The organism is Streptomyces sp. I05A-00742, assembly GCF_013055795.1.
Taxonomy (GTDB): Bacteria; Actinomycetota; Actinomycetes; order Streptomycetales; family Streptomycetaceae; genus Streptomyces.
Window position 1 is genome coordinate 220367 of the sequence record NZ_JABETO010000005.1, and the last position, 14115, is coordinate 234481.

Consider the following 14115-nt stretch of genomic DNA (forward strand, 5'->3'; position numbering starts at 1 on the left):
GACGCGACCATGAAGATCCACAAGTACGACACCGTCATCGTCGGCGCCGGTGGCGCCGGCATGCGCGCGGCCATCGAGTCGACGAAGCGCAGCCGCACCGCGGTGCTCACCAAGCTGTACCCCACCCGCTCCCACACCGGCGCCGCCCAGGGCGGCATGGCCGCCGCCCTCGCGAACGTCGAGGAGGACAACTGGGAGTGGCACACCTTCGACACGGTCAAGGGCGGTGACTACCTGGTCGACCAGGACGCCGCGGAGATCCTGGCGAAGGAGGCCATCGACGCGGTCCTCGACCTGGAGAAGATGGGCCTGCCGTTCAACCGCACCCCGGACGGCACCATCGACCAGCGCCGCTTCGGCGGTCACTCGCGCAACCACGGCGAGGCCCCGGTCCGCCGGTCCTGCTACGCCGCGGACCGCACCGGCCACATGATCCTCCAGACGCTGTACCAGAACTGCGTCAAGGAGGGCGTGGAGTTCTTCAACGAGTTCTACGTCCTCGACCAGCTGATCGCCGAGGTGGACGGCGTCAAGAAGTCCGCCGGTGTGGTCGCCTACGAGCTGGCCACCGGCGAGATCCACGTCTTCCAGGCCAAGTCGGTCATCTACGCCTCCGGCGGCACCGGCAAGTTCTTCAAGGTGACCTCCAACGCGCACACCCTGACCGGTGACGGCCAGGCCGCCTGCTACCGGCGCGGTCTGCCGCTGGAGGACATGGAGTTCTTCCAGTTCCACCCGACCGGCATCTGGCGCATGGGCATCCTGCTGACGGAGGGCGCCCGCGGTGAGGGCGGCATCCTCCGCAACAAGGACGGCGAGCGCTTCATGGAGAAGTACGCGCCGGTCATGAAGGACCTCGCGTCCCGTGACGTCGTCTCCCGCTCCATCTACACGGAGATCCGCGAGGGCCGCGGCTGCGGCCCCGAGGGCGACCACGTCTACCTGGACCTCACCCACCTGCCGCCGGAGCAGCTGGACGCCAAGCTGCCGGACATCACCGAGTTCGCGCGCACCTACCTCGGCATCGAGCCCTACACGGACCCGATCCCGATCCAGCCCACCGCGCACTACGCCATGGGCGGCATCCCGACCAACGTCGAGGGCGAGGTGCTGGCCGACAACGACACCGTCGTGCCGGGCCTGTACGCCGCCGGCGAGGTCGCCTGCGTCTCCGTGCACGGCGCCAACCGCCTGGGCACCAACTCGCTGCTGGACATCAACGTCTTCGGCCGCCGCGCGGGCATCGCCGCCGCGGAGTACGCGCAGAAGGCGGACTACGTCGAGCTGCCGGAGAACCCGGCCGAGCTGGTCCGGGAGCAGGTCGAGCGGCTGCGGAACTCCACGGGCAGCGAGCGGGTCGCCGAGATCCGCAAGGAGCTGCAGGAGACCATGGACGCCAACGTCATGGTCTTCCGCACCGAGCAGACCATCAAGACGGCCGTCGAGAAGATCGCCGAACTCCGCAAGCGCTACAGGAACGTGTCCGTCCAGGACAAGGGCAAGCGCTTCAACACCGACCTGCTGGAGGCCATCGAGCTGGGCAACCTGCTCGACCTGGCCGAGGTCATGGCGGTCTCCGCGCTCGCGCGCAAGGAGTCCCGCGGCGGTCACTACCGCGAGGACTACCCCAACCGCGACGACGTCAACTTCATGCGCCACACCATGGCGTACCGCGAGGTCGACGCGGACGGAAGGGACTCGATCCGCCTCGACTACAAGCCGGTCGTGCAGACCCGCTACCAGCCCATGGAGCGTAAGTACTGATGAGCACCGCGATCGAAGACAAGGTGGAGGCGGCGAGCAAGGCCTCCCCCTACATCACGGTCACCTTCCGCGTCCGCCGGTTCAACCCGGAGGTCTCCGCCGAGGCGACCTGGCAGGACTTCGAGGTCGAGATCGACCCGAAGGAGCGTGTGCTCGACGCCCTGCACAAGATCAAGTGGGATCTGGACGGTTCGCTGACCTTCCGCCGGTCCTGCGCGCACGGCATCTGCGGCTCCGACGCGATGCGCATCAACGGCCGTAACCGGCTGGCGTGCAAGACCCTGATCAAGGACATCAACCCGGCCAAGCCGATCACTGTGGAGCCCATCAAGGGCCTCACGGTCCTCAAGGACCTCGTGGTCGACATGGAGCCGTTCTTCCAGGCGTACCGGGACGTCATGCCGTTCCTGATCACCAAGGGCAACGAGCCGACGCGCGAGCGCCTGCAGTCCGCCGAGGACCGCGAGCGCTTCGACGACACCACCAAGTGCATCCTGTGCGCCGCGTGCACGTCCTCGTGCCCGGTGTTCTGGAACGACGGCCAGTACTTCGGCCCGGCGGCGATCGTCAACGCGCACCGCTTCATCTTCGACTCGCGCGACGAGGCGGGTGAGCAGCGTCTGGAGATCCTCAACGACAAGGACGGCGTCTGGCGCTGCCGGACGACCTTCAACTGCACCGATGCCTGCCCGCGCGGCATCGAGGTGACGAAGGCGATCCAGGAGGTCAAGCGGGCGCTGATCACGCGCCGCTTCTGATCCCACGCGATCACCGAAGGGCCCCGCTCCTCGTGGAGCGGGGCCCTTCCGCGTTCATCCCGGCTGTTCCAGCTCCGCGATCGTCTCCTTCAGCCAGGCGAGTTCGGTCCGGGAGGTGGCCCGGGCGATGGTGAGGACGCCCCGCCGGAACGGGTCGTCCACGTCGTCGGCGCCGAGCGGCCGGTCCCCGTCGTAGAAGAAGCTGCTGGGCTCGCTGAGGAACGTGAGCCGTCTGCGGAGGACCTGGGCCTGGGCGTGCCGGTCGGGCAGGTGGCGCAGGAAGGCGAGCAGGGTGAACCAGCGGTTCTCGTCGGTGATGAACGGGTCCTCGGGCCGGCGCAGCCGTTCCAGGAACTCCCGCCGGCCGGTCCCGGTCAGGCTCAGCACATGGCGTGGCGCCGCCGCCGCGCCCGGCTGCGACTCGCGGACGAGCAGCCCGGCGCCCTCCATGCGTTTGATCGCCGGGTACAGCGTGCCGTGGCTGATCGCCTTGACGTGCCCGGTGAGACGGGCGATGCGGGTGCGCAGCTCATAGCCGTGGAGGGGCTCCTCGTGGAGAAACCCCAGGACGGCGAGATCCAACAGGCTTGACATGAACAGACAGCATAAGCCTAGACTCCGAGATAGGTCGGATCGACACATGTCGTTCCGACTCAATCAAGAGAGGGAGTCAGCCGTTGTCCGCCTCGTCCACCACCCCGCTCCACCGGGCCGCCGCACCACCGGCCTCAGCACCCCCGGCGGGCGCCCCCGTCGCGGCCCTCGCCGCCCTCGCGCTCTCGGTCTTCGCGCTCTGCTCGGCCGAGTTCGCCCTCGTCGGCCTGTTGCTCGACGTCGCGGGGGACCTGCATGTCTCCGTGGCGAGCGCCGGGCAGCTGCTCAGCGCGTACGCCGTCGCGGTCGCCGTCGGCGGTCCGGTCGTCACGGTCCTGACCGCGCGCGTGGCGCCGAGGACGCTGGCACTGGCCCTGCTGGCCGTCTTCGCCGCCGCCAATGTCCTCGGCGCCCTCGCCCCCTCGTTCCCGCTGCTCATGGCCGCGCGGACGCTGGGGGCCCTGACGCACAGCACCTTCGCGGCGATCTGCGTCGTCATCGCCGTCCGGCTCGCCCCGCCCGGGCGCCGGGCGTCCGCCATCGCCTGGGTCTCCGGCGGTCTTGGCCTGGCCACCGTGCTCGGCGGGCCGATCGGCACCGCGATCGGCCAGCAGTGGGGCTGGCGGGCGACGTTCTGGTGCGTGACGGGCGCGGCGGTGCTGGGATTCCTGGCCCTGCTCGTCCTCGTGCCGCGCACGGTCACCCGGGAGGCGGGCGGCTCGCTGCGCGCCGAGGCCGGTGTCCTGAAGCGCCCCCAGGTGCTCTGCGCGCTGGCCGTCACCGCCGTCTCCCAGGCGGGCTGGTTCCTGCTCTACAGCTATGTCTCACCGCTGCTGCGGGAGGCGACGGGGTTCGGCGCGACCGCCACGACCGCGCTGCTGTTCGTCTTCGGCCTGGGCGGTTTCGCGGGCAACGCCGTCGGCGGGCGGTTCGCGGACCGGTCGCTGCGCGGCACGCTGGTGACGGCGCTGGCGCTGCTCGCCGGGGCACTGGTCCTGATCGGCGTGGTGGCCCACAGCAAGGCGCTGGTCCCGGTGGCGATCCTGCTGATCGGCTTCGCCTCCGGCGCCCTGGTCCCGCCGCTCCAGTCCTGGGTGCTCGGCGCGGCGGGCGGCGGCTCGGCGCTGGCCGTCGCCGCGAACACCTCGGCCTTCAACCTGGGCAACGCGGCCGGTTCGTGGGGCGGTTCGCGGCTGCTGGACTCCGGCACCGACGTCACGGCGCTGGGCTGGGCCGGTGCCGTCGTGGTGGCGGTGGCCCTCGCCGGGACGGCGGTCGCGCTCCGGCGGGGCGGGCGGCGGAGCGGCTGACCGCCGCCCGCCGGGCGGTCAGCCGTTGACGAAGGTCAGGCTGGTCTCGTCGTACCGCGCCCCGGCGACCCCGTCCGCCGGGGCGGCCGCGTCGATCGCCGCGAGCTCGTCGGCGGACAGCTCCAGGACCGCGGCGGCGACGTTCTCCTCCAGGTACTTCTCGCGCCGGGTGCCGGGGATCGGCACCACGTCGTCGCCGCGGTGCTGGACCCAGGCCAGCGCCAGCTGGCCGGCGGTGACGCCCTTCTCCGCGGCCAGCGCCTCCAGCCGCCCGACGATCGCCAGGTTCTGCTCCAGGTTGCCGTCGGCGAAGCGCGGCTGGGTGCGCCGCATGTCCGTCTGCTCCAGCCCGTCCACCGAGGTGTAGCGGCCGGTGAGGAACCCGCGGCCGAGCGGCGAGAACGGCACGACGCCGATGCCGAGTTCACGGCAGACGGGCAGCACCTCCGTCTCCAGGTCCCGGGTCCACAGCGACCACTCGCTCTGCAGTGCGGCGATCGGGTGGACGGCGTGCGCCCGCCGGATGGTCTCGGGGTTGGCCTCGGAGAGTCCGAGGTGGCGGATCTTGCCCTCCGCCACCAGCTCGGCCATGGCCCCGACGGTCTCCTCGATGGGGACGTTCCGGTCGACCCGGTGCGCGTAGTAGAGGTCGATGTGGTCGACGCCCAGCCGGCGGAGGGACGCCTCGCACGCCTGCCGTACGTACGCCGCGTCACCCCGGATGACCGTCGGCTCGCCCAGCCCGTTGGCGAAGCCGAACTTGGTGGCGACGACCGCCTGTTCGCGCCGCCCCGGGGAGGCGAGGGCCCGGCCGATCAGCTCCTCGTTGCGGCCCCCGCCGTAGAAGTCCGAGGTGTCGAGCAGGGTGACACCCAGGTCGAGGGCGCGGTGCAGGGTGGCGATCGACTGGTCGTCGTCCGAGGCGCCGTAGGCGTGGCTCATGCCCATGCAGCCGAGGCCCTGGGCTCCTACCGTGAGTCCGCCGAGCCGTCGGGTGGGAAGGGTGGTCATGCCGGGCCTCCTGTGCATGGTGGTACGGGAACACCTCGGACGTTAGGAGTTGGAGCGCACTCCAAGTCAAGCGGAGGTACGGGAACCGGTGCCGGGACGGAGCGCGTCCCCGCCGGTGACCAGCCACGGCGAACGCCCGGGAGACCGCCCATGCCGTCGCACGCCACCCGCTACCTCTACCTGGCCCGGCACGGCGAGGCCGTCGGGGACGGCACCGCGCTGACCGAGGCCGGCCGGCGCCAGGCGGTCCTCCTCGGCGACCGGCTGCGCGGAGCGCCCCTGTCGGTGGCCCACCACAGCCCGCTCGGCCGGGCCGCCGAGACCGCGCGGCTGGTCGCCGGCCGCCTCGACGGGGTGCCCCTGGAGCTCGCGGAGGAGGCGGACGACGGTGTTCCGTACGTCCCCCGCCGGGAGGAACTGCCGGACGCGCACGCGGATTTCCTCCTGGAGTACGTCGACCGCTTCCCCGCCGTGTACCGGGAGCGGGGGCCGGTCCTCGCCCGGCGGGCGCTGGAGCGCTTCACCGGCCCGGTGGAGGGTACCGAGGACCGGCACGAGCTGGTCGTCACCCACAACTTCCTGGTCGGCTGGCTGATCCGCGCCGCACTCGACGCCCCGCCGTGGCGCTGGCTGATGCTCAACCAGGGCAACGCGGCGCTGACCGTCATCCGCTACGCACCCGACCGCCCGTCCTCGGTCATGCTCGCCAACGACATGGGCCATCTGCCGGAGGAGCTGCGCTGGACGGGCTTCCCGCCCGAACTGCGCGTCTGACGGACGTCAGCGGCCCTTCTCCGGACCGCTGGCCTTCTCCGGACCGCTGGCCTTCTCCGGACCGCCGCCCTTCCCCGGACCGCCGCCCTCCACATGGAGCAGCATCCTCCTCAGGAGGCCGATCAGCACGTCCTGTTCGGCCGCGTCGAGGGGGGCGACCATGTCCCCCTCCGCGACGCCCCACACCCGCATGGCGGCGGCCCACCTGCTGTGCCCCAGCTCGGTGAGCTCCACGTCGACCCGCCGCCGGTCCTCGGCGCTGCGCAGCCGTCTGACCAGGCCCGCGCCCTCCAGGGCGTCCAGCCGGCCGGTGGTGCCCGCGGGCGAGAGCATCAGTTCGGCGGAGAGCTCGGAGGGCGTGGCCCGCCAGGGCCTCCCGCGCGCGGCGAGCCGGTGCAGCGTGTCGAACTCGAAGTTCTGCAGCCCGACTTCGGCGAGGGCGCGTTCCTTGGCCAGGACGTTGTGCCGGGTCAGCGTCTTCAGCCGGGAGACGATCGCCTCCGTCCGCTCGTCGAAGGACGATTTGTCGCGCCAGCGCGCGATATGCCGATCGACGGAATCCTCCACCCGGCCAGTATGCACGGCTCCAAGTATTTCGTTGACGAATGATTCGCTGGCGAATTAATCTCCCGCCATGTCCCTCCTCGACACCCCTGCACCACCCTCCCCGCTCCGCCGGCTCCTCGTCGGCCGGACCGTCGCGGCCCTGGCGACGGCGCTCATCCCGCTCACCCTGACGCTCGCGGTGGTCCGCACGGGCTCGGCGGCGGACCTCGGGCTCGTCATGGCCTGCGAGACGCTGCCGATGCTGCTCCTGCTCCCCGTCGCGGGCGTGGCCGCCGACCGGTACCCGCCGCACCGCGTCGTGCTCGCCGCCGACCTCCTGCGCGGCGCCGCCCAGCTCGGCACCGGCGCCGAACTGGCCGCGGGCGTCGTCCGGATCCCCGACCTCTGCGTCCTGGCGGCCCTGACCGGCGCGGCCGTCGCCTTCGGCACCCCGGCCGTACGGACGCTGGTGGCCTCGGTCGTGGCCGGCACCGACCGGCTGCGGGCCAACGCGCGACTGGCCGTGTGGCAGGGGCTGGCCGGGACGGCGGCCCCCGCCGTGGCCGGCGGGCTGCTGCTGGCCGTCGGACCGGGCTGGTCCGCGATCCTCACGGGCGTGCTGTTCCTGGGGTCCGCGCTCACCCTGGGCGGAATGCGCCGGGACCCGCTCCCCAGGGACCCCGCCGCGGGCCGGAGTTCCTTCCGGAGCGAGCTGCGGGAGGGCTGGACGGAGACCCGTCGCCACCCCTGGTTCCTGGCCGGCCTGATCGGCCACGGCGTGTGGCACCTGTCGGCCGGGTTCCTGCTGACGCTCGGACCGCTGATCGCCGTACGCCACCTCGGCGGCGAGACCGCCTGGGTGATCGTCACCCAGGTGGGCACCGTGGGCCTGGTCACCGGTCTCTGGGCCGCTCCCCGGCTGCCCGTCCGCCGTCCCCTCGCCGTCTCCGCCGTGAGCACCGCCGTCTACGCGCTCCCCCTGCTGACCCTGGCCCTCACCCTGCCGGTCGCCGCGGTCACGGCCGCCTACTTCGCGGCGATGTTCGCCCTGGGGGTGCTGACCCCGCTGTGGGAAACGGTCCTCCAGCAGCGCATCCCGGCGGAGGCCCTGGGCCGCGTCGGCTCGTTCGACACCCTGATCTCCCTGGCGGCACGGCCCCTGGGGCTCGCCGCCGCGGCCCCGCTGGCGGCGGCGGTGGGCACCGCGACGCCCCTGCTCACCGCGGCGGCGCTGGTGGCCGCGGCGAACCTGGGGGTGCTCCTGCTGCCGGACGTACGACGGGACGAGCGGGCCGCCGCTCCCCTGAGCCACGACCCGCTCCCCGACACCCCGCCGCACCCCGACGCGGCCGTCCCGGCCGGAACCGCCCCGGGCCCCGCGCCGGTCGGCCCGCCGACGGATCTCAGCCCGCCTACGGACCTCAGTTCGCCGGCGGACCGCCGAGGAAGCCGTTCATCCCGGCGATGATCTTCCAGCCGTCCTCTTCCTTCGAGATGACGTACAGGGGGGCGCCCTGGGCGCCCTCGACGGGCTCGCCGTCCCCGTCCACGGGCGTCTGGACGACGTTGACGGCGATGACGTCGGGCCGGATGGCGAACATCCGGACGACGTCGTAGCGGACCGGCTGGTCCGGCAGGACGGGGAGCACCTTCCGCGCGGCCTCGGCGATCCCCTCGCGCCCGTCGGCGCGCATCCCCATGGCGTTGGTCCAGGTGGCGTTCAGGGCGTACTGCTCCCCGAGGACGTCGGCGTCCTTGGCGTTGTAGGCGTCCTGGAGGGCGCGCACGACGTCGCGGACGGCGGCCTCGACATCGGCGGGCACAACGTCGTGGATCTCATGGGTCGTTGCCATGATGAAATCACTTTCCCTTTGCGAGTGCAGAGTGTCGGTCCTCGTCCGGTCCGACGCCGTTCACTCAACTACCTCAACAGCGCTTGAGGTCAAGGGCGCGCCCGCCGGAGTCACCGGATCACCCGCCGCGCCACTCCCGCGGGCGGTCCGGAACGAGCCACTCCGGCAAGCGTGTTCACCGGCACGGGCCGGGCGCGGACGAAACCTCGGAGCCGGAGGACTCGTCCGCACTGTGTCAGGTCGGCCGCTCGGCGACGCTCTTCCGAGCGGTTCAGATCCGCCCCAGCCGCCACAGTCGCCACAGGCCCGTGCCGTCCGTCAGATACTGGGCGCCCGAGATGGAGCTCTTGCTGATCGCGATCTCCTTCTTCTGCCACAGCGGCACCAGCGGCACGTCCTCGGCGACGATCTTCTGGACGGTCCGGTAGGCATCGGTGGCACTGTCGCGGCGGCCGCTCTGCTGGGCGTTGCGGATCAGCTTGTTGACCCGGTCGTTGGAGTACCCCGAGTAGAGGGTGTTGTCGCTGCCCACGAGCGGGCTGGTGAAGTTGTCCGCGTCCGGGTAGTCGGCGACCCAGCCCATGAGGTAGGCGTCGTAGGCGCCGCGGGAGCGCCCCTTCTGGAACTCGCTCCACTCCACATGCATGGCGTTCACCTGGAACAGCCCCGTCGACTCCAGTTGCTTCTTGACCAGGGCCGCCTCCTCGTCGGTGGCGGCGCCCTTGGAGTAGGCCATGGTGAAGCGGACGGGCGTCGAGACGCCGGCCGAGCGGAGCATGCCGCGCGCGGCCTCCGGGTCGGGCTTCGGGTAGCGGTCGAAGAAGGACGTGGTGTGCCCGAAGACGCCTTGCGGGATCAGGGAGTAGAGCGATTCGACCGTACGTTGGTGGACGTCGCGGGTGATCGCGTCGCGGTCCACCGTCGCCGCGACGGCGCGCCGGATGGCCACGTCCTTGACGGGCGACTTGTCCCGCACGTTGAAGACCAGGAAGCGGGTGTTGGCGGAGGCGTTCTCGGTGACCCGGAAATCGCTCTGCCGGATGGAGAGTTCCGCGATGTCGGCCGGCGGCATGTCACGGGAGGCGACATCGACGGACTGATCCTTCCAGGCCGCGCTCAGCGCCTTCGGATCGGCGAAGTAGCGGACGGTAACGCGGTTGCCCGTCTTGTTGATGGCGCCCTTGTAGTGCGAGTTGGGGACCAGTTCGGCGGTGCCCTTGGCCTCGTAGCGCTTGAGCCTGTACGGCCCGGACCCGTCGACCGCGTTCCCCTCCCGCAGCCGGTTCGCCGGGTAGACGGAGCTGTCGACGATCGACCCCGCCCCCGAAGCGATCTTGGAGGGGAAGGTGGCGTCCGGCCTGCGGAGCCGGAAGGTCACCTTGGAGTCGCCCTCGGTCTCGACCGACTGGAGGGTGTCCAGCAGAACCGCAGGACCCTCGTCCGCCTTGATGCCGAGGATCCTGTCGAAGGAGAACTTGACGTCCTTGGCCGTCATGCTGTGCCCGTTGGCGAACTTCATCCCGGACCGCAGGGTGCAGTTGTACGTCCGCCGGCTCTCGTCCGTGAAACCGCAGGTCTTGGCCGCGTCGGGCGTCGGCTTGTCGGTGCCCGGGGCGAAGGTCAGCAGCGACTGGTAAATATTGCCGAAAAGTGAGAACGATCCGGAGTCGTAGACCCCCGCCGGATCGAGTCCGATGACCGGATCCGTCGTTCCCACGATGATCGGTTCCTTGCCGCCACTGCTCCCCGAATCCTCCGAGCAACCGCTCAAACCCACTGCCAGCAGCGCCAATGCCGCCAGCACCGCCCCGTTCCGGCTTTGCCTCCGGATCCCACGCATAGCTGCGCCCCCTTTCCGTGACGCGGCTCACCTAAACACACGAACGCGCGCACGTCCTGAGAATCGGCCAAGTGATCGACTTCTGTGGCCGACAGGCTGTCCGGGGGCCCGGACGGGGAACCGCTATGAGGTGCGACGCAACGCCCTGACCCCACGCAACCCGATGAGGCCCACGACCGTCCCCAGAAGGAAAGAGGTGACCGCCAGCAGCAGATGGACCCAGAAGTACGCGGTCGGCTCGCCCGCGTCGTCGAAGGCCAGCCCGCTCCCGTCCTTCCAGAGATTCTTTGCGAAAGTGATCCAGATGAACCAGCTCCACACGCCGAAGGCGAGCAGGAACCAGGAGACGGGGCGGGAGAGGGAAGCGGGGGTCCGAGGGGCTGTCGAGCCGGAGGAATTCACCATGGGTTTCAGTATGCGATCCGGGGGACGCACTGGTCCTATCGGGTCCTCGGCGGGTTCCCGTACCCCCGGCTCGGCTCCGGGAGCCGGGCGGAAGGGTACGTTCACCGGCGTGCCGATGACGACATCACCGACCGTGACGATCTCAGCGACAGCGCGCCGCCGCGGCGCGGCCCTGGTGGCCGCCTCGGCCGCGCTGGCGCTCCCCCTGGCCACCGCGGCCCCGGCGCTCGCGGCCCCGCCCGCCCCGCACGCCTCTCACACGCCGGGCGCCTCGCAGAGCCCCGGCGGCACGCAGAGCCCGGGCGCTTCACAGAGCCCGGGTGGCAGGCCGAGCCCCGGTGGCAAGCCCGGCGGAACGCCCGACGACGCCAAGGGCCGGCCGCCCAAGCAGCCGCCCGCGAAGATGTCCGAGGTCGGCGGCGAGCTGCTCGGCAGGCCGGGCGTCCAGGTACGGCCGGAGGCGGGCGCGCCCGAGCTGCCGAAGGACCTGAGCGGTGACGCGTGGCTGGTCGCGGACGCCGAGTCGGGCGAGGTGCTGGCCGCCAAGAACGCCCACTGGCGGCTGGCTCCGGCCTCCACCCTGAAGATGCTCTTCGCGGACACCGTGCTGCCGAAGTTCCCCAGGACGCAGCAGCACAAGGTCGTCCCCTCCGACCTGGAGGGCATGGGCGAGGGCAGCAGCCAGGTGGGGCTCAAGGAGGATTCGACCTACTCGGTCCACGACCTCTGGCTCGGGGTCTTCCTCCGCTCGGGCAACGACGCCGTGCATGTGCTGTCCGCCATGAACGGCGGTGTCGGACAGACCGTCAAGGACATGCAGGCGCACGCCGAACAGCTCCAGGCGAACGACACGCACGTGGTCACGCCCGACGGCTACGACGCGGACGGCCAGGTCTCCAGCGCCTACGACCTCACGCTGTTCGCCCGCTCCGGCCTTCAGAAGGCGGACTTCCGCGAGTACTGCGCGACGGCCACCGCGCAGTTCCCCGGCGAGGAGCGGAAGGGCAAGAAGCGCGAGACCTTCGGCATCCAGAACACCAACCGCCTGCTGACCGGCCAGGGGGTGCCGTTCTACAAGGGCATCGCCGGGGTGAAGAACGGCTCCACGACCAACGCGGGGAACACCTTCACCGGCGTCGCCCAGCACGGGGACCGCAAGCTGCTGGTCACCGTGATGAATCCGGAGACCAAGGAGCCCAACGAGGTCTACAAGGAAGCGGCACACCTGCTGGACTGGGGCTTCGAGGCGACCGGCCACGTCAAGCCCGTCGGGGTGCTCGTCCCGCCGCTGGAGGGGGCGGGCAAGGACGCCGGGAAGTCCGGGGGCAAGGGCGGGGACAAGGCGCAGGCGTCGGTCACCGGTTCGTCGTCCGGCTCGGGCGGCGGCGGGCTGTGGACGGCGATGGGGATCAGCGGTGCCTCCGTGGTGGCGCTGGCGGCGGCCGCGTACGTGGTGCACCGCCGGTGGCCGCTGCCCGATCTGGCCAAGCGCCGGGGCCGCTCCTGAGGGGTACGGCCGCGGGTGGGTGACTGCTCGCAGTCACTCGCCCGAGCCGTTCCCCAGCAGGTCCGCGTCGTTCTTGTCGTGCCGCGTGGTGGCCGTCCAGGCGGAGCAGTACAGCACCAGCTTGGCGATGAAGTTGATCCACAGCAGCAGGGCGACCGGGGTGCCGAACGCCCCGTACATGCTCTTGGCCGCCACCCCGCTGAGATAGCCGCCGATCACCAGCTTCAGCGCCTCCAGGCCGACCGCGCCGATCAGCGCCGCGGCCAGCAGGGAACGGGGGGAGGGCTGGACGCGGGGCAGCCGGGTGAGGACGTAGAGCAGCAGGAGGAAGTCCGCGAGCACGGCGGCGCAGAATCCGGCGGCCGTCAGCAGCACGCCGCCGGCGCCGCCGGTGGGCAGTCCGGTCTTGTCCGCCGACCAGGTGACGGCCGTCGAGGCGAACGTCGAGCATCCGAGGGACAGCAGGGCGGCGACCCCGAGACCCAGCAGCACCCCGGCGTCCCTCAGCCGCAGCAGGAACGGGTTGCCCGGGCTCTCCTCCAGCTCCCACACGGCGCGCAGGCACTCGCGCAGCGTCCCGACCCAGCCGACGCCGGTGACCAGCAGCAGGGCGCCGGCGACGATGCCGACCGTGCCGGCGTTGTCCACGAGCGAGCTGAGGTCGAGGGCGCCGGAGATACCGGGTACCTGCTCGGCCAGCCTGTGCTCCAGCTCCTTCACCTGTTTCCCGCTGAGCGTCGCCGCGGCGACGGCCGCCCCCAGGGTGAGCAGCGGAAACAGGGCGACGAAACTGGTGAAGGTGATCGCGGCCGCGAGCCGCGTCCACTTCACGCGGTCGAGGGTCTCGTACGAGCGCCACGCGTGCGTCCGCATCATCCGGGCCGCGGCGGGCCCGATCACCGGCAGCCGGGTCAACCAGTCCATGATCCACGTCTACCCCGGACGGGCGGTGCCCACCGCTCGGGAAGCGGCGTGCACCGGGGGCTCACCGGCGCTCAGCGGGAGGCGGCAGGTGGGCGGGAAGCCCCCGTCTGGCGGGGCATGGCGGCCGGGACGGGGCCCTCCTCGCCGAAGGGGTACTCGCGGTCCAGCCGCCAGACGCCGTCGGCGCCCTGCTCGTAGAGCGCGAAGCCGTCGACGGTCCAGGCGGCGGCGTAGTCCGCCAGCTCCTCGTAGGCCCGGTCCATGGCCTCCTCGGGGATGCCATGGGCGACGGTCACATGCGGGTGGTACGGGAACTGGAGCTCCCGGGCGAGCGGCCCGGCCGCGTCCCGGATCCGCTTCTGCAGCCAGGAGCAGGCGGAGGAGCCCTCCACCACGTTGACGAAGACCACCGGCGACAGCGGGCGGAAGGTGCCCGTCCCCGCCAGCCGCATGGGGAACGGCCGGCCCGCCGCGGCGACCTCGGCGAGGTACGCCTCGATCACCGGCAGCGACGAGGCGTCGGCCTCGGTGGGCGGCAGCAGGGTGACATGGGTGGGGATGCCGTGCGCGTGGGGGTCACCGAAGCCCTCGCGGCGCTTCTGGAGGAAGCTGCCGTACGGCTCCGGGACCGCGATCGAAACGCCGAGCGTTACGGTCCCCATCGAGTTCTCCCTCCTGTGCGCCTGTAGGTCCCCGTGGTCAGTGTGGCGGCTGCGCCGCGTCCCCTGCCAGGTCTCCTGGTCCCCGGCGCAGGGGAACAGCGGTCCTCCCTGCGCCTTCGGGCCGTCCGGACTTGTCCGGTGTGACGGACTTCTCACGCCCGGTGTGC

At 71.5% G+C, this 14115-nt stretch carries 14 protein-coding genes; 6 read left to right on the plus strand and 8 right to left on the minus strand.

Translation table 11 applies throughout. From position 1 onward, the window contains the following. Positions 1-9: 9 nt before the first annotated feature. Positions 10-1764, plus strand: coding sequence for a succinate dehydrogenase flavoprotein subunit (sdhA, locus tag HN013_RS07205; protein WP_171164177.1), 1755 nt, complete (start codon positions 10-12; stop codon positions 1762-1764). Then, entirely contained in the window at positions 1764-2522 is a 759-nt protein-coding gene (locus tag HN013_RS07210; protein WP_171164179.1) for a succinate dehydrogenase iron-sulfur subunit, read from the plus strand. The genes sdhA and HN013_RS07210 overlap by 1 nt, the downstream gene beginning before the upstream one ends. Before the next feature lie 54 nt (positions 2523-2576). On the opposite strand, the gene HN013_RS07215 is transcribed toward HN013_RS07210, so the two are convergent. Continuing rightward, positions 2577-3107, minus strand: a complete 531-nt coding sequence (locus HN013_RS07215) for a PadR family transcriptional regulator (RefSeq protein WP_171164388.1) — start codon at positions 3105-3107, stop codon at positions 2577-2579. A 92-nt stretch (positions 3108-3199) separates the two neighbouring features. On the opposite strand from HN013_RS07215, the gene HN013_RS07220 reads away from it, so the two are divergent. After that, positions 3200-4426 carry an MFS transporter gene (locus tag HN013_RS07220; RefSeq protein WP_171164181.1) on the plus strand — a complete coding sequence of 409 codons (1227 nt, stop codon included), beginning with the start codon at positions 3200-3202 and terminating at the stop codon, positions 4424-4426. Positions 4427-4444: 18 nt separating this feature from the next. On the opposite strand, the gene HN013_RS07225 is transcribed toward HN013_RS07220, so the two are convergent. After that, complete coding sequence (locus tag HN013_RS07225; RefSeq protein ID WP_171164182.1) at positions 4445-5437, minus strand: aldo/keto reductase; 993 nt, start codon at positions 5435-5437, stop codon at positions 4445-4447. Positions 5438-5587: 150 nt separating this feature from the next. Between HN013_RS07225 and HN013_RS07230 the strand changes: the two genes are divergently transcribed. Beyond that, positions 5588-6211: a histidine phosphatase family protein gene (locus HN013_RS07230; protein WP_171164184.1), complete on the plus strand. Its 624-nt coding sequence runs from the start codon at positions 5588-5590 to the stop codon at positions 6209-6211. A 6-nt stretch (positions 6212-6217) separates the two neighbouring features. Here HN013_RS07230 and HN013_RS07235 read toward each other — a convergent pair whose 3' ends face one another. Beyond that, entirely contained in the window at positions 6218-6778 is a 561-nt protein-coding gene (locus tag HN013_RS07235) for a MarR family transcriptional regulator (RefSeq protein WP_312018527.1), read from the minus strand. A gap of 67 nt (positions 6779-6845) precedes the next feature. On the opposite strand from HN013_RS07235, the gene HN013_RS07240 reads away from it, so the two are divergent. Then, a complete protein-coding gene (locus HN013_RS07240; protein ID WP_171164186.1) occupies positions 6846-8225 on the plus strand; it encodes an MFS transporter in 1380 nt (459 codons plus the stop codon). On the opposite strand, the gene HN013_RS07245 is transcribed toward HN013_RS07240, so the two are convergent. The 3 genes from HN013_RS07245 to HN013_RS07255 all read right to left on the minus strand — a co-directional run bounded on the left by HN013_RS07245 (position 8179) and on the right by HN013_RS07255 (position 10855). Then, on the minus strand, positions 8179-8610 hold the full coding sequence (locus HN013_RS07245; protein WP_171164194.1) for an SgcJ/EcaC family oxidoreductase: 432 nt from the start codon (positions 8608-8610) through the stop codon (positions 8179-8181). The genes HN013_RS07240 and HN013_RS07245 overlap by 47 nt on opposite strands. Positions 8611-8881: 271 nt before the next feature. Then, positions 8882-10450, minus strand: a complete 1569-nt coding sequence (locus tag HN013_RS07250) for an ABC transporter substrate-binding protein (RefSeq protein WP_171164196.1) — start codon at positions 10448-10450, stop codon at positions 8882-8884. Positions 10451-10573: 123 nt separating this feature from the next. After that, complete coding sequence (locus HN013_RS07255; protein ID WP_171164198.1) at positions 10574-10855, minus strand: SCO4848 family membrane protein; 282 nt, start codon at positions 10853-10855, stop codon at positions 10574-10576. Between the two features lie 139 nt (positions 10856-10994). Between HN013_RS07255 and HN013_RS07260 the strand changes: the two genes are divergently transcribed. Beyond that, complete coding sequence (locus HN013_RS07260; protein ID WP_398978764.1) at positions 10995-12362, plus strand: D-alanyl-D-alanine carboxypeptidase family protein; 1368 nt, start codon at positions 10995-10997, stop codon at positions 12360-12362. A gap of 33 nt (positions 12363-12395) precedes the next feature. On the opposite strand, the gene HN013_RS07265 is transcribed toward HN013_RS07260, so the two are convergent. Further along, complete coding sequence (locus tag HN013_RS07265; RefSeq protein ID WP_171164200.1) at positions 12396-13286, minus strand: YihY/virulence factor BrkB family protein; 891 nt, start codon at positions 13284-13286, stop codon at positions 12396-12398. Positions 13287-13357: 71 nt separating this feature from the next. Further along, positions 13358-13948 carry a 2'-5' RNA ligase family protein gene (locus HN013_RS07270; RefSeq protein WP_171164201.1) on the minus strand — a complete coding sequence of 197 codons (591 nt, stop codon included), beginning with the start codon at positions 13946-13948 and terminating at the stop codon, positions 13358-13360. Positions 13949-14115: the final 167 nt, after the last annotated feature.

What these genes read in the sequence shown, in the direction of transcription:
- sdhA (WP_171164177.1), top strand. Translation starts at nt 10, where the DNA reads ATGAAGATCCACAAGTACGACACCGTCATCGTCGGCGCCGGTGGCGCC.
- HN013_RS07210 (WP_171164179.1), top strand. Translation starts at nt 1,764, where the DNA reads ATGAGCACCGCGATCGAAGACAAGGTGGAGGCGGCGAGCAAGGCCTCC.
- HN013_RS07225 (WP_171164182.1), bottom strand. Translation starts at nt 5,437, where the DNA reads ATGACCACCCTTCCCACCCGACGGCTCGGCGGACTCACGGTAGGAGCC.
- HN013_RS07230 (WP_171164184.1), top strand. Translation starts at nt 5,588, where the DNA reads ATGCCGTCGCACGCCACCCGCTACCTCTACCTGGCCCGGCACGGCGAG.
- HN013_RS07240 (WP_171164186.1), top strand. Translation starts at nt 6,846, where the DNA reads ATGTCCCTCCTCGACACCCCTGCACCACCCTCCCCGCTCCGCCGGCTC.
- HN013_RS07245 (WP_171164194.1), bottom strand. Translation starts at nt 8,610, where the DNA reads ATGGCAACGACCCATGAGATCCACGACGTTGTGCCCGCCGATGTCGAG.
- HN013_RS07250 (WP_171164196.1), bottom strand. Translation starts at nt 10,450, where the DNA reads ATGCGTGGGATCCGGAGGCAAAGCCGGAACGGGGCGGTGCTGGCGGCA.
- HN013_RS07255 (WP_171164198.1), bottom strand. Translation starts at nt 10,855, where the DNA reads ATGGTGAATTCCTCCGGCTCGACAGCCCCTCGGACCCCCGCTTCCCTC.
- HN013_RS07265 (WP_171164200.1), bottom strand. Translation starts at nt 13,286, where the DNA reads ATGGACTGGTTGACCCGGCTGCCGGTGATCGGGCCCGCCGCGGCCCGG.
- HN013_RS07270 (WP_171164201.1), bottom strand. Translation starts at nt 13,948, where the DNA reads ATGGGGACCGTAACGCTCGGCGTTTCGATCGCGGTCCCGGAGCCGTAC.